Origin of the sequence: Pseudomonas sp. HY7a-MNA-CIBAN-0227 (assembly GCF_040310325.1) — a bacterium.
Taxonomy (GTDB): Bacteria; Pseudomonadota; Gammaproteobacteria; order Pseudomonadales; family Pseudomonadaceae; genus Aquipseudomonas.
This window is the reverse complement of the sequence record NZ_JBEOPT010000004.1, coordinates 328,251-353,932: the sequence shown is the minus strand read 5'-3', so window position 1 is coordinate 353,932 and position 25,682 is coordinate 328,251. Positions and strand designations below refer to the sequence as shown.

Annotated in this window: 18 protein-coding genes; 5 read left to right on the top strand and 13 right to left on the bottom strand. The window is 60.3% G+C overall.

Annotated features, from left to right (window positions below):
- Positions 1 to 2 precede the first annotated feature (2 nt).
- The 8 genes from AAEZ06_RS09645 to glnE all read right to left on the bottom strand — a co-directional run bounded on the left by AAEZ06_RS09645 (position 3) and on the right by glnE (position 10,008).
- The gene (locus tag AAEZ06_RS09645) at positions 3 to 1,454 is read right to left on the bottom strand and encodes a lipopolysaccharide kinase InaA family protein (protein WP_350614049.1); all 1,452 of its coding nucleotides are present in this window, start codon (positions 1,452 to 1,454) and stop codon (positions 3 to 5) included.
- Positions 1,454 to 2,206: a lipopolysaccharide kinase InaA family protein gene (locus tag AAEZ06_RS09640; protein ID WP_350614047.1), complete on the bottom strand. Its 753-nt coding sequence runs from the start codon at positions 2,204 to 2,206 to the stop codon at positions 1,454 to 1,456. The genes AAEZ06_RS09645 and AAEZ06_RS09640 overlap by 1 nt, the downstream gene beginning before the upstream one ends.
- Positions 2,203 to 2,937, bottom strand: coding sequence for a lipopolysaccharide kinase InaA family protein (locus AAEZ06_RS09635; RefSeq protein ID WP_149411201.1), 735 nt, complete (start codon positions 2,935 to 2,937; stop codon positions 2,203 to 2,205). The genes AAEZ06_RS09640 and AAEZ06_RS09635 overlap by 4 nt, the downstream gene beginning before the upstream one ends.
- Entirely contained in the window at positions 2,937 to 3,743 is an 807-nt protein-coding gene (rfaP, locus tag AAEZ06_RS09630) for a lipopolysaccharide core heptose(I) kinase RfaP (RefSeq protein WP_149411202.1), read from the bottom strand. The genes AAEZ06_RS09635 and rfaP overlap by 1 nt, the downstream gene beginning before the upstream one ends.
- Complete coding sequence (locus tag AAEZ06_RS09625) at positions 3,740 to 4,864, bottom strand: glycosyltransferase family 4 protein (protein ID WP_149411203.1); 1,125 nt, start codon at positions 4,862 to 4,864, stop codon at positions 3,740 to 3,742. The genes rfaP and AAEZ06_RS09625 overlap by 4 nt, the downstream gene beginning before the upstream one ends.
- Positions 4,864 to 5,922, bottom strand: a complete 1,059-nt coding sequence (gene waaC, locus AAEZ06_RS09620; RefSeq protein ID WP_149411204.1) for a lipopolysaccharide heptosyltransferase I — start codon at positions 5,920 to 5,922, stop codon at positions 4,864 to 4,866. Before waaC ends, AAEZ06_RS09625 begins: the two co-directional genes overlap by 1 nt.
- Before the next feature lies 1 nt (position 5,923).
- Positions 5,924 to 6,958, bottom strand: coding sequence for a lipopolysaccharide heptosyltransferase II (gene waaF / locus AAEZ06_RS09615; RefSeq protein WP_149411205.1), 1,035 nt, complete (start codon positions 6,956 to 6,958; stop codon positions 5,924 to 5,926).
- Positions 6,959 to 7,068: 110 nt separating this feature from the next.
- A complete protein-coding gene (glnE, locus tag AAEZ06_RS09610; protein WP_350614043.1) occupies positions 7,069 to 10,008 on the bottom strand; it encodes a bifunctional [glutamate--ammonia ligase]-adenylyl-L-tyrosine phosphorylase/[glutamate--ammonia-ligase] adenylyltransferase in 2,940 nt (979 codons plus the stop codon).
- 382 nt (positions 10,009 to 10,390) lie between these two features.
- Here glnE and aceE point away from each other — a divergent pair, with 382 nt between their 5' ends.
- The 4 genes from aceE to msrA all read left to right on the top strand — a co-directional run bounded on the left by aceE (position 10,391) and on the right by msrA (position 18,441).
- Positions 10,391 to 13,036, top strand: a complete 2,646-nt coding sequence (gene aceE, locus AAEZ06_RS09605) for a pyruvate dehydrogenase (acetyl-transferring), homodimeric type (protein WP_149411207.1) — start codon at positions 10,391 to 10,393, stop codon at positions 13,034 to 13,036.
- Between the two features lie 11 nt (positions 13,037 to 13,047).
- The gene (gene aceF, locus AAEZ06_RS09600; RefSeq protein ID WP_149411208.1) at positions 13,048 to 14,676 is read left to right on the top strand and encodes a dihydrolipoyllysine-residue acetyltransferase; all 1,629 of its coding nucleotides are present in this window, start codon (positions 13,048 to 13,050) and stop codon (positions 14,674 to 14,676) included.
- A 353-nt stretch (positions 14,677 to 15,029) separates the two neighbouring features.
- Positions 15,030 to 17,720 (top strand): putative bifunctional diguanylate cyclase/phosphodiesterase, encoded by a 2,691-nt coding sequence (locus tag AAEZ06_RS09595; protein WP_149411209.1) that lies wholly within the window; start codon positions 15,030 to 15,032, stop codon positions 17,718 to 17,720.
- A 73-nt stretch (positions 17,721 to 17,793) separates the two neighbouring features.
- A complete protein-coding gene (msrA, locus tag AAEZ06_RS09590; protein ID WP_149411210.1) occupies positions 17,794 to 18,441 on the top strand; it encodes a peptide-methionine (S)-S-oxide reductase MsrA in 648 nt (215 codons plus the stop codon).
- Positions 18,442 to 18,514: 73 nt separating this feature from the next.
- Here the strand turns inward: msrA and AAEZ06_RS09585 are convergent, their stop codons facing one another.
- A complete protein-coding gene (locus AAEZ06_RS09585) occupies positions 18,515 to 19,351 on the bottom strand; it encodes a 23S rRNA (adenine(2030)-N(6))-methyltransferase RlmJ (protein ID WP_350614039.1) in 837 nt (278 codons plus the stop codon).
- A 217-nt stretch (positions 19,352 to 19,568) separates the two neighbouring features.
- Between AAEZ06_RS09585 and AAEZ06_RS09580 the strand changes: the two genes are divergently transcribed.
- On the top strand, positions 19,569 to 20,837 hold the full coding sequence (locus tag AAEZ06_RS09580) for an O-acetylhomoserine aminocarboxypropyltransferase/cysteine synthase family protein (RefSeq protein WP_350614037.1): 1,269 nt from the start codon (positions 19,569 to 19,571) through the stop codon (positions 20,835 to 20,837).
- Here AAEZ06_RS09580 and AAEZ06_RS09575 read toward each other — a convergent pair whose 3' ends face one another.
- From AAEZ06_RS09575 to AAEZ06_RS09560, 4 genes are all read right to left on the bottom strand, one after another.
- A complete protein-coding gene (locus AAEZ06_RS09575) occupies positions 20,838 to 21,551 on the bottom strand; it encodes a DUF4123 domain-containing protein (RefSeq protein ID WP_350614035.1) in 714 nt (237 codons plus the stop codon).
- Entirely contained in the window at positions 21,548 to 23,608 is a 2,061-nt protein-coding gene (locus AAEZ06_RS09570) for a type VI secretion system Vgr family protein (RefSeq protein WP_350614033.1), read from the bottom strand. Before AAEZ06_RS09570 ends, AAEZ06_RS09575 begins: the two co-directional genes overlap by 4 nt.
- A gap of 210 nt (positions 23,609 to 23,818) precedes the next feature.
- The gene (gene putP, locus AAEZ06_RS09565) at positions 23,819 to 25,303 is read right to left on the bottom strand and encodes a sodium/proline symporter PutP (protein ID WP_350614031.1); all 1,485 of its coding nucleotides are present in this window, start codon (positions 25,301 to 25,303) and stop codon (positions 23,819 to 23,821) included.
- 123 nt (positions 25,304 to 25,426) lie between these two features.
- Positions 25,427 to 25,681, bottom strand: coding sequence for a hypothetical protein (locus AAEZ06_RS09560; protein WP_350614029.1), 255 nt, complete (start codon positions 25,679 to 25,681; stop codon positions 25,427 to 25,429).
- Position 25,682 lies beyond the last annotated feature (1 nt).

The window sequence follows — 25,682 nt, the reverse complement described above, 5'->3', positions numbered from 1 at the left end:
ATTCAAGCAGCGCCAACAATCTCCCTGGGCAACCGCTGATCAATCACCCGATACAACGCGCTGCTCTCGGGCCAGTTGCGGATAAACCGCGCACGATCCTTGGCATACGCCTGGGCGAAGCTGCCAATCGAGCCGTGCTGACACATCGAATCCAGGTCAATCAACGCCCAACGATCCCCATGCCAGAACAGGTTGTGCCCCTTGAAATCCCCATGACTGATGCGCTCGCGGATCAACTCGCCGAACAGATGCTCCAACGCCAGCAACTCGGCTTCGGGCGCGTCACCGCTTTCAACATAGGGGGCAAAATGCTCAATGATGTCCGGCCCCGGCAGGTATTCGGTAATCAGGTAGGCGCGGCTGCGCAACCAGAAAAAGCGCTTTTCCAGAAGCGCCAACGGTTTGGGCGTAGCAATCCCCAGAAACGCCAGGCGATTGCCTTCGCGCCAGGAATGCCAGGCCCGGCTCGGCCGCCAGAAGCGCTTGAGCCAATGGGCGAAGCCTTTGATGTTGTAGCGCTTGATCACCAGCGGCCGGCCGGCAACCTCAACTTTGGCCACACTGGCCGCACCGCCGGTCTTGTACAGATGACCCTGGTCGAGCAAAGCATCGGCCTGCTCCAGCACCGGCAACATCGCCGCTTCTTCTTCGCGACGGATCGCGCGCAAGGAAAAAGGCCCGCGCAACACACTAAACAGCGTGCATTCGCGACCAACCTTGCCGAGGAAGTCCTTCAAGCGCCAGACGCTGACTTTATGCACCTGCTTTTGCAGGGCTTCCAGCGGCAAGGCGTGTTCGCCGTTGCTCAGCAGGTAATGCACCAACAGCTCTTCGGTAAACGGTTCGAGGTTTTTCGGCAATTGCGCGAAAAACACCCCGAGGTTTTCCAGTACCCGGTTGCGCGACAGCGGCTTGCCCGCTTGTTCGACGCAGATCCCGGCACCATCAATCAGGTATAGCTTGCCGTCCTGGCGCAGCAAGTTGTCCAGGTGCAGGTCTTCCTGCCACAAGCCCTTGGCGTGCATCGCAGCAATCGCGACCAGCGCTTGGGCCAGAACCGTTTGTTGCTCATCAGCCAACGGCGGTAAGGCTTCGACGCCATGCCAGGCGTCAGCCAGGCTCTCGGCACCCTCCAGGAGCTCGAACAGCAACCAGCCGCCCTCGCCTTCTTGCAGCCCATCGGCCAGCAACAGCGGGGTGGTCAGCCCTTGCTCAGCAAGCAGGCGCACACCCTTGAGTTCACGCTGAAAATGCCGGGCGGCCTTGCTGCCGACCAATAGCTTGGCCAGTACCGGCCGGCTGCGCCAGATCGCCGCACCCACATAGCGCTGGCCCGGTAACACCCGCAGCAGGCTCAACAGTTGCAACTGCCCAGGGCCCGCCGCATCGGCCAGTTCCACACTCAGGGGTAAGCTGGGGGTGCGACCGACACTTTTCAGTTCGGACAAACGCATCAACGGGTCTCCTTGTGACTGCGGCGAGCCGCCAGGCGCTGGGCCCAAGTATCGACCAGCAAACTATCTTCAGGCTGATCGAGATACGCCGCCAACAATTGGCGAACCTGATCTTGTGACCATTGTGGTGCCCGGCGCAACAGCGGCTCCAGGTCCTTGACCCGATCCCGCCAGCCAAACAACAGCGGCCGGGTTTTCTCCAGGTCGATCAACTGCGCGGCATAACCGTCGCCCGTGGCCTGGAGGAAAATATGCTTGGGATAAAAACAGCCGTGAACCTGGCCGACGCTGTGCAGTTGCCGCGCCAATTGGCCGCAGGCCTGCAAGATTGCCCGCTGCTGGTCGTCGCTCAGTGCAGACCATTGTTCCAGCAACGAATCCAGGTCATTCCAGCCATCCAGGGCGCGGGTCAGCAACATCGCCCGATGTTCGCCAGCAACTTTACGCTCGCCAAAAAAGGCCGCCTGTAACGCCGGAATGCCCAACCGCCGATAGCGGCTGATATTACGAAACTCTCGGGCAAAGCTCGGTTCGCCAAAAGGCCGCTGCAAGGTGCGCGTCAGGTAGTTGCTCTGGCGCTTGAGGTAGTAACCGTGACCTTCCAGCTCCAGGCGAAACACGCTACTCCAGCCGCCACGGCTGGTGTTGGGCTCGTCCACTGCGTCCAGTTGTTTGGCCCACAGCGCGTCAAAAGTGCCGAGACCGTTGCGCTCAAGTAGCGCGCGATCTTCAGCCGCCAGGAAGTCACTCATTCGCGGCCCTCGAAAAATTTCACCACATGGCGAATTCTCTGTTTGTCCGACGCACTCAAGTGCTTGCTCTGACGATACTGCATGTAAAACCGCAGGCGCTGAGTGGCCGACAAGTGATACTTGGCGACCTTGTCCAGGCACGCCAGATCCTTGGTGATCCGGTACTTGAGCCAGAAGCCACGCCAGAAAGCGCCGTTGGGACAGTCGATCAGGTACAGGGTTTGCTGGTCGTCGATCAGCAGGTTGCGCCACTTCAAATCGTTGTGGGTAAAGCAGTGGTCGTGCATGGTCCGGGTGTATTCGGCGAGCTGGCGGCTGACCTTGTCGACCCAGACAGGGTCCGACAATTGCGGGTCATTGCGTTCGGCCAACGCCGACAAGTCTTCAGTCTCGGGCAACTCGCGGGTGATCATCGCCCCGCGGTCATAGGCTATGCCTTTGCGTTCCAGACCCCAGGCGATCACGTCAGCGGTGGGAATGCCCCACTTGGCGAAGCGCTTGAGGTTCTGCCACTCGGACTTGACCCGCGGCCTGCCCAGGTAGCGACGCAGGCCCTTGCCGGCGCCGACGTAACGCTTGACGTAATAATTGACCCCGCCGCGCTCGACACGAATGACTTCGGACAGCGGATCGTGGGTCAGCCGCTCACCTTGCAGGGCGAACACCGCGTCGAGGCTACCAAAATCATCCGCCAGGGCGGCGTAAGCGGGTTCCAGGTTCCAACCCGCCATCAGAGCGCATCCCCATAACGTTGTTTACGGGCGTAGAGCTTGGCCGCCTTGCCTTCCAGCCAGTCCAGCAAGGCCGCTTCTTCAGCCAGGATCTGGCGCAGCGGTTGCTGGAAATAGCCCTTGAGGAAGCGAAATTTGTCACGCTGGGTCAGGCCGATATCCAATGCCGAGAAGTACAGCGCCGCCAGGTCCTTGTTGCGCCAGCGCAGCGGGATCTTCGGGCGTACCTGGGCACGGTGCAGGTCGATCACCGAGAGTTTGAAATCGTCGGCCACCAGCGGCTTGTCGGTGTGCAGCAGGAAATGGCAGATGTAGCAGTCACGGTGATTGACCCCGCCGCGATGCATCATGCCGGTCATGCGGGCCACTTCGGCGATCAGCGCGTGCTTGATAACAGGTACGGGCGGCTGCTTGAGCCAGTCCATGCTCAGGTCTTCGAGGCTGACGGTAGGCGCCAGCTCTTCGGTGACGATAAATGAGTGTTGGTCTGCCGGGTTGCTGCCCTTCTCGCCGTAAGCCACGGCGGTCATGGTCGGCACGCCGACTTCCTGCAGGCGCTGGATCGCCAGCCATTCCTGGCCCGCGCCCAATACCGGCAACTTGGCGGTGATCAGGTTCTTGAGGATTTCGACCCAGCCGATCCCCCGATGGACTTTCACAAAAAAACCGTGGCCGTCCACTTCCGTACGCAAGGTACGGCGGGCATCGAGTTCACGGTACACCTGGCCGTCCAGCTTCTCGACTTCGGCGAACGCATCGCGTCCGGCCCACAAGGTTTTGAACGGTTCGGCAAGAATCAACTTCATCGGTTTGGCTCCGCCAGAATCAGGTCCGCAGCGTACTGCGGCATGCTATAGAGGTCGGCCGTCTCAGCGAAGACCAGGCCATTGCAGCTCCAGGCCGCGCGCGCTGCATTGTCGTCGAGCATATCGACCAGGTACTGGTTGAGCTGGGCCTGCTCGAACGGTTCGTCCAACACCCGGCCACTCTGGGCCTTGTCGATGTAGAAGGCGTAACCACAGACCTTGCTCACCAGTACCGGGAGGCCGGCGACCACCGCTTCGATCAGCACCATGCCGGCCGCCTCGTTGTAGGCCGGGTGGATCAACAGGTCCGCCCCCAGCAGGAAACGCGGGATATCGCTGCGCCCCTTGAAGAACTGCACCTGATCACCCAAGCCCAGCGCGGCACTCTGCAATTGGAATACTTTGGGGTCGTCCTGGCCGATTACAAATAGCCGGGTGCGTTTCTTCAAAGCGCACGGCAGTGCGGCCACGGCCTTGAGGCTGCGATCAACACCCTTGGTCTTGAAGCCCGAACCGATTTGCACCAGCAGCAGGTCATCTTCAGCCAGACCGAATTCGCGGCGAAACTCGGCACGAATCTCGGCGGCGTTGGGCGGTGCACGACGGTCACGACTGATGCCTGGCGGCAAGAAGTGAAAGCGGCTGGCCGGAGTGCCGTAATACTTGCTGAACAACGCCTGCTGATGCTCGGAGAGCACCATGACTTGGGTCTTGGCGTCCTTGTCGAACACCGCCCGCTCGTATTCGGCAAAGTGCTTATAGCGGCCGAACCAGCGGTACATCGGGTTGCGCAGGGTTTGCGCCTTGTCTTCAAAGACTCCGTCGGCGGCGAAGTACACGTCCAGCCCCGGCATCTTGTTGAAACCCACCACACGGTCCACCGGGCGCTTGGCCAGGTCGGCCTGAATCCAAGCGTAGAGTTTTTCGTTACGACGATGGTTGAACAGCGCCTTGACCGGCGCCACCAGCACTTCGAAACCCGGCGGCACGTCGCCTTCCCAGATCAGGGTGTAAACACGAATCTTGTGGCCACGCTGCTGGCACTCCAGGGCAATGCGCATGAAGTCGCGCTGCAGGCCACCAAAGGGGAAATACTTGTAGAGGACAAAAGCCAGTTGCATCAGTGTTCCTCAGCCAGTAACAACGTGCTTAACCGATTTGCCACACGCTCAGGGTTCAAGCGAGTAAAGCACAGCGGCCACTCGCGCTTGATATCAAACCGGTGCTGATCTTCGGCAGTCGGTTGATAGGTGCATTTCTTTTGCAGGCACGGCGCGCAAGGGAAGTCGCTGCCCAAATGGATCTGCGCCTTACCGTAGGCGCCTGTCAGGCCTGGATTGGTGGGACCGAACAGGGAAATAGTCGGCACGTCCAGGGCGGCGGCCAAATGGCCGAGGCCGGTATCGACGGCGACACAGGCCTTGGCGCCCGCCAGTACTCGCGCCACCCCCGCCAGGTTCAGCTTGGGCAGCACTTCGGCGTTCTTCAGGCCTTGGGCCAGGCGTTCGGCGCGAGCCTTTTCGGCGGCGTTGCCCCAAGGCAGCTTCACGTCCACGCCCAGGCTACCCATACGCTCGGCCAGTTCGCGCCAATAGACTTCGGGCCAATGTTTGGTGTCCCAGGTGGTGCCATGAAGCAGCAGCACAAACGGCTTCTTCGGCGGCAAACCCAGCAGTTTGTCGACGCTCAGGCCGTAATCTCCCAGCCCCTTGGGCAGGTCATAACCCAAGGCCACGGCGAATAGTTGGCGCAAGCGCTCCACCGCGTGTTGCCCACGGGCCACGGCCAGACGGCGGGAGTAGAAATGCGCCGCGATGGGTTCACGGGCCGACTGCTTGTCGAAACCGGCCACCGGGGCGCGCACGTAGCGGGACAACCAGGCGCTTTTCAGCAGGCCCTGAGCGTCGATCACCAAGTCGTATTTGGTCGACTGGATTTGCTGCTTGAAGCGCCGCCATTCGCCGCTCTTGATGGTCTGCCAGATGTTCTTGCGCCAGCGGCGAATCGCCACAGCAATCACCTTGTCCACCGCCGGATGCCAGGTAGGGATTTCGGCGAAACCTTCTTCCACTACCCAGTCAAAGCGAATCCCCGGAATCGCCCGGGCCGCGTCGGTCAACGCCGGCAAGGCATGAATCACATCGCCCAGGGATGAGGTCTTGATCACCAGTACCCGCAACTCAGCGAACCTCGACCACAGTGCCCTGCAACCGCTGCAAGGCGTCGGCCACAGGCTGCGGCAGCAACTGGCGCAAGCAGTTGTAGTGGCCAAAACGGCAGGTACGGTCAAAGCACGGGCTGCAATCCAGACCCAGCCGCACCACTTCGACCTTGTCGGCCAACGGCGGGGTGAAATCCGGGGAAGTGGAGCCGTACACCGCTACCAGCGGGCGATTCAACGCAGCAGCAACGTGCATCAGGCCGGAATCGTTGGACACCACCGAATCGGCGCAGGACAACAGGTCGATGGCCTCGGCCAGGGACGTGTCGCCGCTGAGGTTGACCGCTTCTTCGCGCAGTCCCGGAATCAAACGCTGACGAATGTCTTCACCCACCGAGTGATCATTTTTCGAGCCGAACAGCCAGACTTGCCAACCTTCGCGAATTTTTATCTCGGCGACCTTGGCGTAGTGCTCCGACGGCCAGCGCTTGGACTCGCCAAACTCGGCGCCAGGGCACAGCGCCAGCACCGGCCGGTCTAGTGTCAAGCCGAATTTGGCCAGGGCCGCGTCGCGGGTAACCGGATCGATTTGCAGGCTGGGGCGCGGGTACGGCGTCGGCAACTCGGCACCGGGCGCGTAGGCCAGGGCCATAAAACGCTCGATCATCAGCGGGTAACGCGCCTTGTCGAGCTTGCGCACGTCGTTGAGCAAGCCGTAACGGAACTCGCCGCGCCAGCCGGTGCGCTTGGGGATGCCGGCGAAGAATGGCACCAACGCCGATTTCATCGAATTGGGCAGCAGGATCGCCTGGTCGTACTGGCCAGCCAGGGACTTGCCGATGCGTCGACGGGTCGCAAGCTCCAGGGCGCCATGGCCGAGCGGAAAGCTCAAGGCCTGACGCACCTCGGGCATACGCTCCAGAATCGGCCGGCTCCACTCGGGGGCGAGCACGTCGATTTCGCAGTCGGGATGACGTTGTTTCAGGCACTGGAACAGTGTCTGCGCCATCACCATGTCACCGACCCAACTGGGCCCAACGATCAGAATATTCATGTAGTTTCCACAAACGATACGGGGAGGCTCATGCCTCCCCGCCTCGATAGTCTGTGCGGGAATGGCACACCCAGCTCCCACATTAAAAAATGTCCCACATTAAAGTTGTTTCAGCTTAACCCCAGTTCCTTCCAGATTCGCTTCACCTGGCGCCGTTCGTCCGCGAACTGGTCACCGCTGACCACCCCGGCCTCATTCTGCAAAGCCTGACGATGAGCGACGGAACGGTAGGCCTTATAGACCTCACGCAGCAGATGGGCATCGGCGGCGGCCATTAGCCCGACCTGCTCCAGGCCTTCCAGGATGCGGATATTGTCGGTGTAGCGTAGCAACGAAGGATGTTGCGCAGACCACGCCAAAGCCGCGTATTGCACCATAAATTCAATATCGACGATACCTCCGGCGTCCTGCTTGAGGTCGAACGAGGCCGTGGGCTCGAAGGCATTGGCCCCGGTGCCGGCCGCCGTGGACCTGGTTCCCAGATTGTCACGCATCTTGGCGCGCATCTCACTGACCTCCTGGCGTAGCTTCGCCAGGTCCTGCGCACGCCCCAATACCTGGGCCCGCACTTGCTCAAAAGCACGACCAACGTCCTGGCTGCCCACCAATACCCGCGCCCGCACCAGAGCCTGATGCTCCCAGGTCCAGGCTTCATTTTCCTGATAACGGGCAAACGCCCCCAGGGAACTGACCAACAGACCGGAAGCGCCTGACGGTCGCAGGCGCATATCCACTTCGTACAGTTGCCCGGAGTTGGTCTGGGTGGTCAGCAGATGAATGATTCGCTGGCCCAATCGGGTAAAAAACTGCGCACCGTCGATGGGTTTGGCGCCGTCGGTTTCGGCTTGCGGGTCACCGTCGTGAATAAACACCAGGTCCAGGTCCGAACCATGCCCCAGTTCGATACCACCCACTTTCCCATAACCGACAATGATGAACCCAGGATCGCACAGGGTGCCGTCCACACGCTGCGGCGAACCGTGGCGAGCGACGGTCTGGCGCCAGGCCAGGGCCAGCACTTGTTCGAGAATCGCTTCGGCGAGCCAGGTCAGGTAGTCACTTACTTTCATCAATGGCAGGCTGCCAGCGATTTCCGAGGCGGCGACCCGTAGGCGGTGGGCCAGCTTGAAATTGCGCAGGGCTTCCATCTGCTGCTCAAGGTCGTCTTCGGGGATCCGCGTCAGGCGCTCGCGCAGTTCGGCAGCCAGTTCCGGCGCCAGAGGCGGCTTGAACAGGCGGCCTTCGTTGAGCAATTCGTCCAGCAGCAACGGGAAGCGGGTGATCTGCTCGGCGATCCACGGGCTGGCAGCGCACAGGGTCAACAGCCTACGCAAGGCGCCAGGGTTTTCCGTCAGCAGTACTAGATACGCGGAACGCCGTGCCACCGCTTCAACCAACGGCAACACGCGTTCCAGCACCAGGTCCGGGCTGGCATGTTCGACCGACTGGGCCAGCAAACGCGGGATAAATGCGTCGAGACGCTCACGGCTCAGACGCTGCATGGCGCGCAATTGCGGGCTGCCGCGCAGTCCGGCCAAGGCCCTCAATGCCTTGGGTCCGTCGACAAAACCGCCTTCGTGCAACTGACGGCAAGCGGCTTCTTCGTCCTGGGACTCTTCCCACAGCGGCAACCACTCTCCGCCCACCACCAGTTCGCTTTCCTCGCCCTCCTCTTCATCCGGATCGGCGATGACTTGGCGAAAGTGCCAGTCCACCCGACCGCGCCAGTACATCAGCCGCTCATGGAACGCCGTCCAGTCCGGGAAGCCCATCATGAAGGCAATCCGCGCCTGATCCTCTAAGCCGTCCGGAAGCATTTGCGTCTGCCGGTCGGCAATCGCCTGGATCGCGTGTTCGGTGTAGCGCAGGAATTCGTAGCCATTGCGCAACTCGGCGACCACCGCCGGCGGAAGGTAACCCTGCCCTTCCAGGGTGCCAAGCACCTTTAACAGTGGGCGCTGCTGCAGGCTCAAATCGCGACCGCCATGGATAAGCTGGAACGCCTGGGCGATAAATTCCACTTCACGAATACCACCAGAGCCCAGCTTGATGTTCTCGGCCATGCCCTTGCGCCGCACTTCCTGCTGAATCAGCTGCTTCATGGTGCGCAGCGCTTCGATGGCGGAAAAATCCAGGTAACGGCGGTAGACAAACGGTCGCAGCATGTCGAGCAGTTGCGCGCCGGCCACCTGATCCCCGGCCACCACCCGCGCCTTGATCATGGCGTAGCGCTCCCAGTCACGGCCCTGGTCCTGGTAGTACTGCTCCAATGCATTGAAGCTGAGCACCAGCGCCCCGGATGAACCGTAGGGCCGCAGGCGCATGTCGACGCGAAATACAAAGCCGTCGACCGTCATCGGGTCAAGGGCCTTGATCAGCTTCTGGCCCAGGCGGATGAAGAACTCCTGGTTGTCCAGGGAGCGCTTGACGCCTACGGTCTCGCCGCCTTCCGGATAGGCAAAGATCAAGTCGATGTCCGACGACAGGTTCAACTCCACCGCGCCGAGCTTGCCCATGCCGAGAATGACCATCGGCTGCGGCTCGCCGCTACGTCGGCCGGTGGGTGTGCCGAACTGGACACAATGGCGCTGGTACAGCCATTGATAGGCCTGGTCGATGCTGGCGTCGGCCATGTCTGACAAATCGCGGCAGGTCTGGACCAGGTCCGCCTGTCGGGTCAGGTCGCGCCAGATGATCCGTACTTGCTGGCGAGTGCGCTGGCGGCGCAGGCAGCGACCCAGCTCATCTTCTGTTTCGGCTTGTTGCACAGCACCCGCGATCTGCCCGCACAGCTCATCGGGTGCAAAACCGCGATCCAGCTCGCCCCAGGCCACCAGTTCCAACAACATCACAGGGTCACGAACGCTCTGTTCACTGACAAAATCACTAGCGGCGCAGACCCGGGCGAAGTCGGCCCAACGTTGCGGCGTCCAGTCGGACAGACCATGGTCGTCGTCCAGTTGCGCCACGGCGGCGCGCAACGATTGCTCGGCACGACTGACAAACGGCAAAAGAATGGCTGGCAGTTCAGCCAGCATTGGAAGGCTCATGGTCTATCCTTGATCGGCATGTGAAAGGCCTGTTGCGGTGATAGCAAGAACCACGCTCGGTGAAGGACTGTCGAACAAAAGTTAGAAATAGCTGAAAACTTTTCGTTTTTGGCAGTCAACATCAATTCTTCACCTTTTCTTGTTCGCAAAAGACCCACAATAACGATTATTCTCACCAACCAGAAGGAGCCAACAGCTCACTCTTCTGTAGTTTTACTACTCGTATATACATTCGAAAGGCTGAAATGGCCGACGATTTGTAGTAAAACTACACAACGCCGGAACAATCTCCGGTCATCCAAGAATTTATGTCGTCTGCCCACAAGGCCAGTCGCAAACTCAGGCAACCGATTCTGGAAGCCTTTCCGCCCTGGAGCAAGCCATGCAAGACCTCGATCCCGTCGAAACCCAGGAATGGCTGGACGCCCTGGAATCGGTTCTCGACAAAGAAGGCGAAGACCGTGCTCACTACCTGATGACCCGTATGGGCGAACTCGCGACCCGCAGCGGCTCGCAACTGCCCTACGCCATCACCACACCGTACCGCAACACCATCCCCGTTACCCACGAAGCACGCATGCCTGGCGACCTGTTCATGGAACGCCGCATTCGCTCGCTGGTACGCTGGAACGCGATGGCCATGGTAATGCGCACGAACTTGAAAGATTCTGACCTGGGCGGTCACATCTCCAGCTTCGCCTCCAGCGCAACCCTGTATGACATCGGCTTCAACTACTTCTTCCAGGCCCCGGCCGAAGAACACGGCGGCGACCTGATCTACTTCCAGGGCCACACCTCGCCAGGCGTTTACGCCCGCGCGTTCATGGAAGGTCGCATCACCGAAGAACAAATGAACAACTTCCGCCAGGAAGTCGACGGTCATGGCCTGTCGTCCTATCCGCACCCTTGGCTGATGCCCGATTTCTGGCAGTTCCCGACTGTATCCATGGGGCTGGGCCCGATCCAGGCGATCTACCAGGCGCGTTTCATGAAGTACCTGGAAGCCCGTGGCTTCATCCCGGAGGGCAAGCAAAAAGTCTGGTGTTTCCTGGGCGACGGCGAGTGCGACGAGCCGGAATCCCTGGGCGCGATCTCCCTGGCTGGCCGCGAAAAGCTGGACAACCTGATCTTCGTCATCAACTGCAACCTGCAGCGCCTCGACGGCCCGGTTCGCGGCAACGGCAAGATCATCCAGGAACTCGAAGGTGTGTTCCGTGGAGCTCAGTGGAACGTCACCAAAGTCATCTGGGGCCGTTTCTGGGACCCACTGCTGGCCAAGGACGTCGACGGTATCCTGCAACGCCGGATGGACGAAGTCATCGACGGCGAGTACCAGAACTACAAGGCCAAAGACGGCGCGTTTGTTCGCGAACACTTCTTCAACACGCCTGAACTCAAGGCGATGGTTGCCGACCTGTCCGACGACGAGATCTGGAAGCTCAACCGTGGTGGCCACGACCCGTACAAGGTCTACGCGGCGTACCACGAAGCGGTCAACCACAAAGAACAACCTACCGTCATCCTGGCCAAGACCATCAAGGGTTATGGCACTGGCGCCGGCGAAGCGAAAAACACCGCGCACAACACCAAGAAGGTTGATGTTGAAAGCCTGAAGCTGTTCCGCGATCGTTTCGACATCCCGGTCAAGGACGAAGAGCTGGAAAACCTGCCGTTCTTCAAACCTGAAGAAGGCAGCGCCGAAGCCCGCTACCTGAGCGAGCGCCGCACTGCACTGGGCGGTTTCGTGCCACAGCGTCGCGCCAAAAGCATCAGCATTCCGACGCCACCACTGGAGACCCTCAAGGCGATCCTGGACGGCTCGGGCGACCGTGAAATCTCCACCACCATGGCCTTCGTGCGAATTCTCGCGCAACTGGTCAAGGACAAGGAAATCGGCCCGCGTATCGTCCCGATCATCCCGGACGAAGCTCGTACCTTCGGTATGGAAGGCATGTTCCGCCAGTTGGGCATCTACTCCTCCGTCGGCCAGCTCTACGAGCCAGTCGATAAAGACCAGGTGATGTTCTACCGCGAAGACAAGAAGGGCCAGATTCTCGAAGAAGGCATCAACGAAGCAGGCGCCATGAGCTCCTTCATCGCTGCCGGTACTTCGTACTCCAGCCACAACCAGCCGATGCTGCCGTTCTACATCTTCTACTCGATGTTCGGTTTCCAGCGTATCGGCGACCTGGCCTGGGCTGCTGGCGACAGCCGTACCCGTGGCTTCCTGATCGGCGGCACCGCTGGCCGGACCACGCTGAACGGCGAAGGCCTGCAACACGAAGACGGTCACAGCCACATCCTGGCGGGCACCATCCCGAACTGCCGCACCTTTGATCCAACCTACGGCTATGAGCTGGCGGTGATCATCCAGGACGGCATGAAGAAGATGACCGAAGAGCAACAGGACGTCTTCTACTACATCACCGTGATGAACGAGTCCTACCAGCAGCCAGCCATGCCGGCCGGTGTCGAGGAAGGCATCATCAAAGGCATGTACCTGCTCGAAGAAGACACCAAGGAAGCGGCGCACCACGTGCAGCTGATGGGCTCCGGCACCATCCTGCGTGAAGTCCGTGAAGCGGCGAAAATCCTGCGTGAAGAGTTCAACATCGGCGCGGACGTGTGGAGCGTTACCAGCTTCAACGAACTGCGTCGCGATGGCCTGGCCGTGGAGCGCAGCAACCGTCTGCACCCAGGTCAGAAGCCTGTGCTGAGCTACGTAGAAGAGTGCCTGACTGGCCGTAAGGGTCCGGTTATCGCCTCCACCGACTACATGAAACTGTTTGCTGAACAAATTCGCCAGTGGGTCCCGTCCAAGGAATTCAAAGTCCTGGGCACCGACGGTTTCGGCCGCAGTGACAGCCGCAAGAAGCTGCGTCACTTCTTCGAAGTTGACCGTCATTTCGTGGTGTTGGCAGCCCTGGAAGCCTTGGCTGACCGTGGTGATATCGAACCTAAGGTGGTGGCTGAAGCTATCGTCAAGTTCGGGATCAACCCGGAAAAACGCAACCCACTGGACTGCTGAGGAGATTTTCTGTGAGCGAACTCATTCGCGTACCTGACATCGGCAGCGGTGAAGGGGAAGTAATTGAACTGTTTGTGAAGGTCGGCGACCGTATCGAAGCCGACCAGAGCATCCTGACCCTGGAATCGGACAAGGCGAGCATGGAAATCCCTGCTCCCAAGGCCGGCGTGGTCAAAAGCCTGAAAGTGAAGCTGGGCGACCGCCTGAAAGAAGGCGACGAACTGCTGGAACTGGAAGTCGAGGGTGCCGCTGCCGCGGCGCCTGAGGCTCCTGCTGCGGCCCCGGCTGCCGCCGAGAAGCCTGCCGCTGTTGCCGAGGCCCCAGCGGCCCCGGCCCCGGCCGCCGCCACAGTCCAGGACATTCATGTTCCGGACATCGGCTCGTCGGGCAAGGCCAAGATCATCGAGCTGCTGGTCAAGGTCGGCGACACCGTCGAAGCCGACCAGTCGCTGATCACCCTGGAATCCGACAAGGCCAGCATGGAAATCCCATCGCCGGCTGCCGGCGTGGTGGAAAGCATTGGCGTCAAGCTGGATGACGAAGTCGGCACGGGTGACTTCATCCTCAAGCTGAAAGTCCAGGGTGCTGCTGCACCTGCTGAAAAAGCTCCTGCCGCCGCGGCCGCACCAGCCGCCAAGGCTGAGGCGACCCCGGCCGCCGCTCCAGCGCCTGCTGCAAAAGCCGAGGCCGCACCGGCCCCTGCTGCTGCGCCTGCGCCAAGCGGTGCCAAGGTTCATGCCGGCCCTGCCGTGCGCCAACTGGCCCGTGAGTTCGGCGTCGAGTTGAACGCGGTAACGGCCAGCGGCCCCCACGGTCGTGTGCTCAAGGAAGACGTGCAGGTCTACGTCAAATCCATGATGCAGAAGGCCAAGGAGGCTCCGGCCGCAGGCGCTACCGGCGGTGCTGGTATTCCGCCGATCCCGGTTGTGGACTTCAGCCGCTTCGGCGAAACCGAAGAAGTGCCGATGACCCGCCTGATGCAAATCGGCGCGTCGAGCCTGCACCGCAGCTGGCTGAACATTCCGCACGTGACTCAGTTCGACCAGGCCGACATTACCGACCTGGAAGCTTTCCGCATCGCGCAGAAAGCCGTGGCCGAAAAAGCCGGCGTCAAACTGACCATCCTGCCACTGCTGCTCAAGTCCTGCGCGCACCTGCTCAAGGAACTACCGGACTTCAACAGCTCGCTGGCACCTAGCGGCAAGGCGATCATTCGCAAGAAGTACGTGAACATCGGCTTCGCGGTCGATACCCCGGACGGCCTGTTGGTGCCTGTGATCAAGAACGTTGATCAGAAGAACCTGCTGCAACTGGCTGCCGAAGCCGCTACGCTGGCTGCCAAGGCCCGTGACAAGAAGCTCACCGCAGACGACATGCAAGGCGCTTGCTTCACCATCTCCAGCCTCGGGCACATTGGCGGCACTGGCTTCACGCCAATCGTCAACGCACCGGAAGTCGCGATCCTCGGCGTTTCCAAGGCCACCATCCAGCCTGTGTGGGACGGCAAAGCCTTCCAGCCCAAGCTGATGTTGCCACTGTCGTTGTCCTACGATCACCGTGTGATCAACGGCGCCGCTGCTGCTCGCTTCACCAAGCGTCTGAGCGACCTGCTGGCGGACATCCGCACCATCCTGCTTTAAGCCACAACGGGCCCTCCTCTGATAGGGAAGGCCTGGTTTCAAGGTTTTCCGAGCGCCACGCTCGTACCTCAACCCCGCCAATTTGGCGGGGCTTTTTTTGCCTGTTTTTTGTAATCCTATTGGAGCTGCCGCGCAGCCCAACGGGGGCGATACGCAGATCCGGCAAACCCCCTCACCACAAACCACCCATCACCCCAATTGCAGAAATCCCCCGCCCTGCCGATAACGCACTTATAGCACTTAGCCTTCATCCTCTCTTGTCAGTCCGTGCTGCATGATGCAACCTTGCCGCAGACAGCAGTAAAGAGGGCGTGAGCCCGGCGCAATGCGCATTTTTCCAAGCGAGTTCCCCCATGAAAAGCCAACCCGATGTCGCCCGAACGGCGGCCGAGGTAGTGACGCAATTACCGGTGCCTTCGCGCCTCGGTATGCTGCGTTTCGAGCGGCTAAATGAGGCAAGCTGGGCACTCTTGTACCTTGATCCCAATTGCGAAAAACAGTTCGGCCTCCCGGCGATGGAACTGTGCTCCCTGATCGGCTCGCCCTACGCCAGCCTGATGGAGCCCCAGGCCCGCTATCAGTTGCATGACGCGATTCAACAGCAACTGACGGCCAGCCCCCATTACCTGGTGCGCTACACCCTGCACACCAGCCACGGCCCCTTGAACCTGCTGGAACTGGGCGAAGCCTACAAACAGCACAATCGCCACCTATTGCGCGGCTACCTGATGGTGGTGGACGGCCTGTTCAGCAACCTGACACCGATGCCCGCCGCCGACCTGGAAGACCAAAACAGCCGTTTGCAGATCGCCCTGGAACTCAACCAACGCACGCAACAGGAACAACTGCAACACCTGGAACGGGTGCGCGCCCAGCAGGAACTGATCCTGCTGTTGGCCCGCCAGCGCTACAGCACCAACAATTCCCTGCAAGAAGCCGCTGAACTGATCACCCGCAGCGCCTGCGATATTTATCAGATCGACTGTGCCAGCATCTGGAACCTGGAAGACCAGCATCTGGTGCCGATCTCCGCCTTCCACCGCGCCGATCAGCAACACCACCTGCCCATGCCCATCGACGCCAGCGGCTTCCCGGATTACCTGGAAGCCCTGCAAACCAGCCGCGCAATTGATGCCGGCAATGCCATGCGCGACCCGCGCACACGGGAGATGGCCGAGAGTCTGCGCCCGCGGGATATCCACGCCATGCTCGACGCCAGTATCCGCATCGATGGCCAAGTGGTGGGCGTATTGTGCCTGGAGCAAAGCGGCACCACCCGAGCCTGGCAGGCTGACGAGATTGCTTTTGCCGGCGAGTTGGCCGACCAGTTCGCCCAGGTGATCAACAACCACAACCGTCGCACCGCCACCAGCGCCCTGCATTTGTTCCAGCGGGCCGTGGAGCAAAGTGCCAACGCATTTCTGCTGGTCAATTGCGATGGCGTGGTGGAGTACGTCAACCCCAGCTTTACGGCGATCACCCAGTACAGCTCCGAAGAAGTCCACGGCCACAAGCTGTCGGAACTGCCGGCCCTGGAGAATCTCAGTGCGCTGTTGTTCGACGCACGATCGAGCCTGGCCAAGAGCAACAGCTGGCAAGGCGAATTCAAGAGCCGACGCAAAAACCTCGAGCCCTACTGGGGGCAGTTGTCGATCTCCAGGGTCTATGGCGACAATCGCGAGCTGACCCACTACATCGGCATCTACGAAGATATCACCCAAACCAAGCTGGCCCAGCAGCGCATCGAGCGTCTGGCCTATACCGACAACCTCACCAACCTGGGCAACCGTCCGGCGTTCATCCGCAACCTCGACGAACGCTTTGCCCGGGACAGCGACACTCCCATCAGCCTGCTGCTGGTGGACATCGACAACTTCAAGCGAATCAACGACAGCCTCGGCCACCAGACCGGCGACAAGCTGCTGATCAGCCTGGCCCGGCGCCTGCGCAACAGCCTGAGCACCGGCGGCAGCCTGGCGCGGTTCGCCAGCAACGAGTTCGCGGTGCTGCTGGACAATACCGACCTTGAGGTCGGCCAGCAGGTGGCATTCCAGTTGCTGATGACCCTCGACAAGCCGATGTTTGTCGACAACCAACTGATCAGCGTCACCGGCTCCGTGGGCCTGGCCTGCGCCCCGCTGCACGGCCGCGACCCGCAAACCCTGATGCGCAACGCAGGCCTGGCGCTGCACAAGGCCAAGGCCAATGGCAAACATCAGGTCCAGGTGTTCACCGAAGCGCTGAACGCCGAGGCCAGCTACAAACTGTTCGTGGAAAACAACCTGCGCCGCGCCCTGACCCAGAACGAGTTGGACGTGTTCTACCAGCCAAAACTGTGCCTGCGCAGCGGCCGCCTGTTGGGGATGGAAGCGCTGTTGCGCTGGAATCACCCGGAAAAAGGCATGATCCGACCGGATCAGTTCATCAGTGTGGCCGAAGAAACCGGGCTGATCATCCCCATCGGCAAGTGGATCGCCCGCCAGGCCTGCCGCATGAGCAAACGACTGAGCGCCGCCGGCATGGGCAACCTGCAGGTAGCGATCAACCTGTCACCCAAGCAGTTCTCCGACCCTGACCTGGTGGCCTCAATTGCCGCCATCCTCAAGGAAGAACAGCTGCCTGCCAATTTGCTGGAGCTGGAGCTGACCGAAGGCCTGCTGCTGGAGGCCACCGAAGACACGCGCCTGCAATTGGACCAGCTGAAGAGTTTCGGCCTGACCCTGGCCATGGACGATTTCGGTACCGGCTACTCGTCGCTCAGCTACTTGAAAAAATTCCCCATCGATATCATCAAGATCGATCGCAGCTTTATCCATGAGATCCCGGACAACCAGGACGATATGGAAATCACCTCAGCGGTGATCGCCATGGCCCATAACCTCAAGCTCAAGGTCGTCGCCGAAGGCATCGAAACCGCCGAGCAACTGGCGTTCCTGCGCCGCCATCGCTGCGACGTCGGCCAGGGCTACCTGTTCGACCGGCCCATCCCCGGTTCCGAGTTGCTGGAAAGACTTAAACGCTATCCTCGCGGGCCAATCGCCTGACAGCGCTGTAACACTCGGGCACACTGGCGGTCTGAATTACTCTGTTAACTCAATCTGACTGAGAGGACTGAACATGGTCTTGCGCTCGGAAATCCTGGTGAACAAAAACGTGCTTCCCACTCAAGAACAAGCTCTGCCTGGCCGTGAAACCCCAATGACCTTGCCCGAGACGCACTTCGTCAATGGCAACCCGCTGCTGGGCCCATTCCTGGACGATGTAGGCTTCGCGATCTTCGGCCTGGGCTGTTTCTGGGGCGCGGAACGCCGTTTCTGGCAGCACGAAGGCGTGGTCAGCACGGTGGCCGGCTATGCTGGCGGCTACACGCCGAACCCGACCTATGAAGAAGTCTGCTCGGGCCTGACCGGCCACAGCGAAGTGGTACTGGTGGTATATGACCAGGCCAAGATCAAGTACGAAGACCTGCTGAAAATGTTTTGGGAACTGCACAACCCAACCCAGGGCATGCGCCAGGGCAATGACATCGGCAGCCAGTATCGTTCCGTGATCTACGCCACTACGCCTGAGCAGTTGGACGCAGCGAAGGCCAGTGCACAGGCTTATCAGAACGAGCTGAGCAAGGCTGGCCTGGGCACAATCACCACGGAAATCGAAGAGGCTCCGACAGTCTACTTCGCCGAGGCGTATCACCAGCAGTACCTGGCAAAAAATCCGGCCGGCTACTGCGGGATTGGCGGCACAGGCGTGACTTGTCCGATCTGAAGATCGGAGCTGCAAGTTTTAAGCTTCAAGCTGCAAGTAAGAGCAGGAACGCGCTTCTTGCAGCTTGAAGCTTTCATTCAGCAATGAGCCAATCCATCTGCCACCCACCCTGGGTTTGCCCAAGTTGCTTGGACAGCCATGGCAGCAGCTCTCGCAATTCTTCCTCCAGCCCCCACGGCGGATTCGCAATCGCCAAGCCCGAGCCGTTCAGGGTATTGGGCGTGTCCAACGGATGCACCAGTAATTCCACCCGCAGCAACTTCGGCGCCCCGGTGCCCGCCAGGTCCTGGTAGAAGCGGCGCAACATGCGCTGGTCCTTGATCGGGTACCAGATCGCCGCGACGGTCTGACGCATACGGCCAATAGCTTCCTTGAGGGAGGCGGCACAGCGCTGCATCTCGTCGAGTTTTTCGAACGGCGGATCAATCAACATCAATGCACGTTTTTCCGGCACCGGCAGCAGTGCCCGCGGTACATGCCAGCCTTCGCCCAGGTGCACCTTGACCCGACGATCACCCTTCATGTTGTCCTTGAGCAACACACCGTCTTCGGGGTGTTTTTCATTGAGCAGCACGCGATCCTGCGGGCGAGTCAGGCGCCGCGCCAGCTCCGGCGAGCCTGGGTAGTAGCGCAACTGGCCATCCGGGTTCATTTCGTGCAGCACGCGCATGTAGTCGGCTGTCAGCGGCGGCAGGTCCGTCGCGTCCCATAGCCGGGCGATGCCTTCCAGGTATTCACCGGTGCGGTTGGCCTGGTCGCCCTGAAGGTCGTACAGACCAATTCCGGCGTGGGTATCAAGATAGGCAAACGGCTGCTCCTTGCGCGACATCAGGGCGATGAGGCGGGTCAAGGTCAGGTGTTTGAAGACATCGGCGTGGTTGCCGGCGTGAAAGGCGTGACGATAATTCATGGTTGCTCCTGCGCAGGGGGCGAAGTTTACCTTTTACGCGGGCAAAGGTGCAGGGTTGCGCGCCAGGTGGTGCTTATATCGCAAACACAGGCGCATCTCTGAAAACAATCTAAATACAGCGCGGCAGCGCGCTTATTGTGGCGAGCCGGCTTGCCCGCGTTAGGCTGCGCAGTAGCCCCCAGTACATAAACCATTTCCAAGGAGGTCAACAACGCTCATGAAAGACGCCACTATCGCCCTGCACCACGGCTTCAAGTCGGACCCGACCACCAAGGCCGTTGCCGTGCCGATCTACCAGAACGTCGCCTTCGAATTCGATAACGCCCAGCACGGCGCCGACCTGTTCAACCTGGATGTTCCCGGCAACATCTACACGCGGATCATGAACCCCACCAATGACGTGCTGGAACAACGCATGGCAGCCCTGGAAGGCGGGATTGCTGCCTTGGCCGTATCGGCTGGCAGCGCGGCGATTCATTATGCGATCCAGACCCTGACCCGCGCCGGCGACAACATTGTCACCACTCCACAGCTTTACGGCGGCACCTATACCCTGTTCGCCCACCTGCTACCGAGTTTCGGTGTCGACGTGCGCTTTGCCCGAGACGATTCGGCCGAGGCCATCGCCGAGCTGATCGATGACAACACCAAGCTGGTGTACTGCGAAAGTATCGGCAACCCGGCGGGCAATATCATCGACATCGAAGCCCTGGCCGACGTCGCCCACGCCCGTGGTGTACCGCTGATGGTGGACAACACCGTGGCTACGCCGATCCTGTGCAAGCCGATCCAGTTCGGCGCCGACATCGTCGTGCACTCGGTGACCAAATACGTTGGCGGCCACGGCAACTCCTTGGGTGGCGTGATCGTCGACAGCGGCACTTTTCCCTGGACGAAATATCCGGAAAAATTCCCCGGCCTGAACCAACCGGAGCCGGCCTATCACGGCGTGGTCTACACCGAAAAATTCGGCCCGGCGGCGTTTATCGCCCGCGCCCGTACCGTACCGCTGCGCAACACCGGTGCGGCATTGGCACCGATGAACGCCTTCTTGCTGCTGCAAGGCCTGGAAACCCTGGCGCTGCGCATGGAGCGCCATACCGAGAACGCGCTGAAGGTTGCGCAGTTCCTGCAAGGTCATGCGCAGGTCGAGTGGGTCAGCTACGCCGGCCTGCCGGATCACCCACACCATCATCTGGCACAGAAATACATGCAGGGCAAACCTTCGGCGATTCTGTCCTTCGGCTTGAAGGGCGGCTTTGATGCCGGCGTGCGCTTCTACGATGCGCTGCAAATTTTCAAGCGCCTGGTGAACATCGGCGACGCCAAGTCCCTGGCTTGCCATCCTGCCTCCACGACCCATCGGCAGATGAATGAGCAGGAACAGGCCAAGGCCGGCGTCAGACCAGAAATGATTCGCCTGTCGGTGGGTATTGAAGCTATTGAAGACCTGATCGAGGACTTGCAGCAGTCGCTCAATGCCTGATCAACCCAGCTCGGCGGTGAGGTAGGCGGCCAACGCCCGCTGATCACCGCCAGGCTTGCGCACAAAATACGCGACCTTGTGCTTCAAGGTCGTGATCGCGAACGCCTGATGCAGGTCCGGTCGCTCCTCTTCCAGCCATTGCAGCAGGTTGTCCACCAGAGGAGCGGTCGAATGCTCGCCCAACTGCTTGAGAACCTGTGGCGGAACCTCCCACCAAGGGCTGGTCCCCACAGCGCCTGCCAATGCTCCGGCAACTGCATGGTGTTGACCATTGATCCAATACCGCCCGAATACGGGAATCACCCCACCCGCCTCAGGCCCGAGCGCCTCCAGGACAGGCAGTAGATACGTCCCGTCCCAAAAGCGAAAAAACACCACCTGCCCCTCTGGCAACAGCACCTTGGTCAGGCTGCGCAGATGATCGACAACGGTTTGTAAAGGGCAGGACGATACGCCCAGCCAGCCCCAGTCGCCGGCCTCGCATTCAGCGACCCAATCAAGAAAGGGACTGTCAGCGACAACCACCGCGACATAGGGCATGACCTCCTCCCACGCCCCATACTCGCTGTTGGCCCAGACGGAACTGGGCAAGCCGCCGCCGGCCAGCCGCCAGGCCTCAACCGGTTTGCATTGGCTGGCATTGCCCAATATGGCGAACAACTGCTCACCGGCCTGCAAAGGTTCGCGGGCCAGCCAATCACGAGGGCTGGTCATAAAGAGGCTCCGCTCAACGGCGCGCCACGATACGGCGGGGAGTTGCACACGCCGCTCTTGCAGCGCTCGCACTCCTCACAAAACGGCGCGCGGCGCTTGAGGCTCACTACCTGTGCCACGCTCAACGGCGCCGCCAGGACGGCCAACAAAGCCTTCTGGACACCTGGCAGCAATGGCGCAGTCACCACCCCTGCCTGGGGCGCACCGCCAATCTGAATCGGCGAGCTGCTGAAAATCCCGCCCGCCGACACCGTAATCCACTGGCCTCCCGCTTGCAGGGTCACGCTGGCGCCCCCGTCGACGACAATCTGCTGCCCGGCACTCAAGTGAATCTTCTGCCCCGCCTGCAGCGAGTGACTGGCCAGTTGCACCTGCTGTGCCCCGGCAATCACCAGATGATCATCCTGCTTGAGTTCAGTCAGGCGATTGCCATGGGTAATGCGCTGTTCCTCACCGTGCAGCTCATGGCGCGATTGGCCACTGACCTTCACGCTGCGCCGGTTATCCACTTGCAGGCGCTGATCGTGCAACACGTGCTGGGTCCAGTCGCGCTGGGCACGCAGGTAGATTTCCTCGGCGCCCTTGCGGTCTTCGATGCGCAGTTCGTTGTAGCCACCGCCACCGGGGCTGCTTTGGCTACGGAAGATGCTGCGGGTTTGGTCTGCCGGCAGATCTAGGGGCACCAGCGTCGCCGCGTTGGCCAGACAGCCAACCACCAGCGGCATATCGGCATCACCATTGATGAAACCGACCAACACCTCCATGCCCACCCGAGGGATCAACACTGCGCCGTAATGCTCATGAGCCCAACCGCTGGCAACCCGCAGCCAACAGCTTGAATGCTCGTCGTATGCACCGCCTCGGTCCCAGGCCAACTGCACCTTGACCCGACCGTATTCATCGCAGTGAATTTCACTGTCCACAGGCCCGGTGACTACCGCGTTCTGGTACCCGCAGATCGGCGCACGAGGTGCCGGCAGAGGCGCACGAAATGGCACATCCCAAGGCGTGGCGGTGAATTGGTTGCGATAACCCTGACACCAACCATCATCCGCCGTATCGGTAACAGACTCCTCCAACACCTGGGGTTGCTTACCCTCATGGGTCACCTGCGTCACCAGCCACAAATCATTCCACTCCTGGCGAGGGTGCCCTGCCAGTTTGAGAAACTGGCCGCTCACCAGCGACGATTGATCACCACTACCATGAGCCAGCCAATAGTCGCTGCGGTGACGCTCCAGGGCGCGTTTCGCCAGGTATTTGCCGTGGGGACGATCGGTAAAGTGGCCTGGATAATCGTGATCTTCCAGAGAAGGAAGCTGCTCACCGAGGACTTCGCTTTCCAGCTCCAGACGCGGTTTTCGAAAGTTGTAATCGCGCAGGTTCACACCCGTTGTCCGGGTCTCCAGACGCACCGAAAAGCGGTTGATCACCGGTGTATCAGCCACCATCCCGGAACCGGGCGCGTATTGGGTTGGCTGGTCACCTTGGGCAAACACAGTCTGGTCATCACCAAACACCAACAGGTGGCCCTCTGGGCGGTGCTGGAAGTGATAGTGAATTCCCGACTCGGCACACAGCCTCTGAACAAACGCCAAGTCGGTTTCATCGAACTGCACGCAGTACTCACGCTCGGGATAAACACCCCCCACCCGGAACTCAAAGGCATCGCTCTGAATCCCCTGCCCCTCCAGCACCAGCGCGATGATCTGTGGCACGCGCTTGTGCTGGAAAATACGCTGGTGGCTGCTGTGTTTCAGATAGGTCAACTGCGGCACCAGGCTGATCTGATAGCGGGTCAGCCGACGGCCCGCGTCACCTTGAGCAACCCGGTAGAGCAGACCATGAATGCCATGCCCCTGAGCGTCGAAGCCAAGGAAAGCCTGACGATGCAGCAGGCTTTCCAGATCAAGGTCTGGCTGTTCGCTGACCAGCTCCAGATCAAAGCAGTAGGGCTGGCTGATGGCTTCCTCCCCTCTGAATTCGAGGACCTTGAGGTCGCTGGGTACACCATCGAGGGTCAGGGTAAAGGCACTTTGATTGGCAGGAGCGAACATCCGGTGTTTCTCTGCGAGTGATAGGCGAGGGATTCTGCACCAGCCATTTACCGAACTGAACGCGCGGCGAGCAATTCAGTAAATCCCTACACTGCGAGCGCCTGAGTCCTCGGATCACCCGCCTGAATCACGCCCATAAAAAACGGCCCGCCATCCAAAGAATGTGGGCCGTTTTTAATTCAGCGGGCAATCAATGCCCCACCAGAACCATTACTTGTTGAGTTTGAAATCCTTCTCGGCCGCATCAAAGCGCTCAACCATGCCAGCACTCGGCGCGCCCATCTTGCTCACGAAGTAGATCGCCAGGCTGGCGAAGATAAAGCCTGGGATGATTTCGTACAGGCCGAGCAACTCAAAGTGCTTCCAGACGATCACGGTGATCGCGCCGACCAGGATACCGGCCAGTGCGCCGTCGCGGGTCATGCCTTTCCACAGGACCGAGATCAGCACCACAGGACCGAACGCAGCGCCGAAACCGGCCCAGGCGTAGCTAACCAGGCCCAGTACACGGTTTTCCGGGTTGGCGGCCATGGCGATGGCGATCAACGCAACCAGCAGCACCATTGCACGACCGACCCACACCAGCTCAACCTGGGAAGCGTTCTTGCGCAGGAAAGTTTTGTAGAAGTCTTCGGTCAGGGCGCTGGAGCACACCAGCAACTGGCAGCTCAAGGTGCTCATCACGGCAGCCAGGATGGCCGACAGCAGCACGCCAGCGATCCATGGGTTGAACAGCAGCTTGGCCAGTTCGATGAACACCCGCTCAGGATTCTCGGTCACGGGACCGGCGACTTCCGGGTGTGCCGAGAAGTAGGCGATACCGAAGAAGCCCACCGCCACGGTGCCGCCCAGGCACAGGATCATCCAGGTCATGGAGATGCGTCGGGCATTGGCAATCGACTTCACCGAATCCGCCGCCATGAAACGCGCCAGGATGTGCGGTTGGCCGAAGTAACCCAGGCCCCAGCCCATCAGCGAGATGACGCCGATGAAGGTGGTGTTTTTCAGCATGTTGAAGTTGTCAGGGTTCTGCGCTTCAATCGCCAGGAACGTGGTATCGACGCCGCCGGTGGCCAGCAGCACGATGACCGGCGTCAGCAACAGCGCGAAGATCATCAGCGTGGCTTGTACGGTGTCAGTCCAGCTCACTGCCAGGAAGCCGCCGACAAAGGTGTAGGCGATGGTCGCAGCAGCACCGGCCCACAGCGCGGTCTCGTAGGACATGCCGAAGGTGCTTTCGAACAGGCGGGCACCGGCAACGATGCCGGAAGCGCAGTAAATGGTGAAGAACACCAGGATCACCACCGCAGAGATGATGCGCAGCAGACCACTTTTATCTTCGAAACGGCTGGAGAAGTAATCCGGCAGCGTCAGCGCGTCGCAGTTGTGCTCGGTCTGTACCCGCAGGCGACCGGCGACAAACAGCCAGTTTAGGTAGGCACCGACGATCAGGCCGATGGCGATCCAGCTTTCCGACAGGCCGGACATATAGATCGCGCCGGGCAAGCCCATCAGCAACCAGCCGCTCATGTCCGAGGCACCGGCCGAGAGCGCGGTAACCACGCTGCCGAGGCTGCGACCGCCAAGAATGTAATCGGAAAGGTTGTTGGTGGAGCGATAGGCCATGAGGCCGATCAGCACCATTGCCGCGATGTAGATCACAAACGTGATCAAGGTGGGATTACTTACACTCATTGAGTTACGCCCTGGCATTGTTTTTATGTAGCGGCGGTCTGTCAGGACGGCTACCAACGATTTAGGTTGGTAGACGAAGCTGCATGCCGCGCATTTATGACTGACGTTTCCCCAGGAAAGCCATCAGCCGATGAACCGAACTTTACAGCTGGTTGCACCTTGGCCGCGAATGCTATTCAACAAAGCAAATAAGGTGCAACCAGTTTTTTGAGAATAAGTTGCACCTCGCTGTTTTTTTCGGCAAACGGCTTGTTCTTGCTCCTTTTCGGAGTAAAAACAGCAAAATCCAGAAGCAAATGCACCAACAAAAGCCGATTTGGTCGAGTTGAGATTTTTTCCTGACGAGCAGCGCTCTTTTCCGAGAAAAAAGGGTTGCACC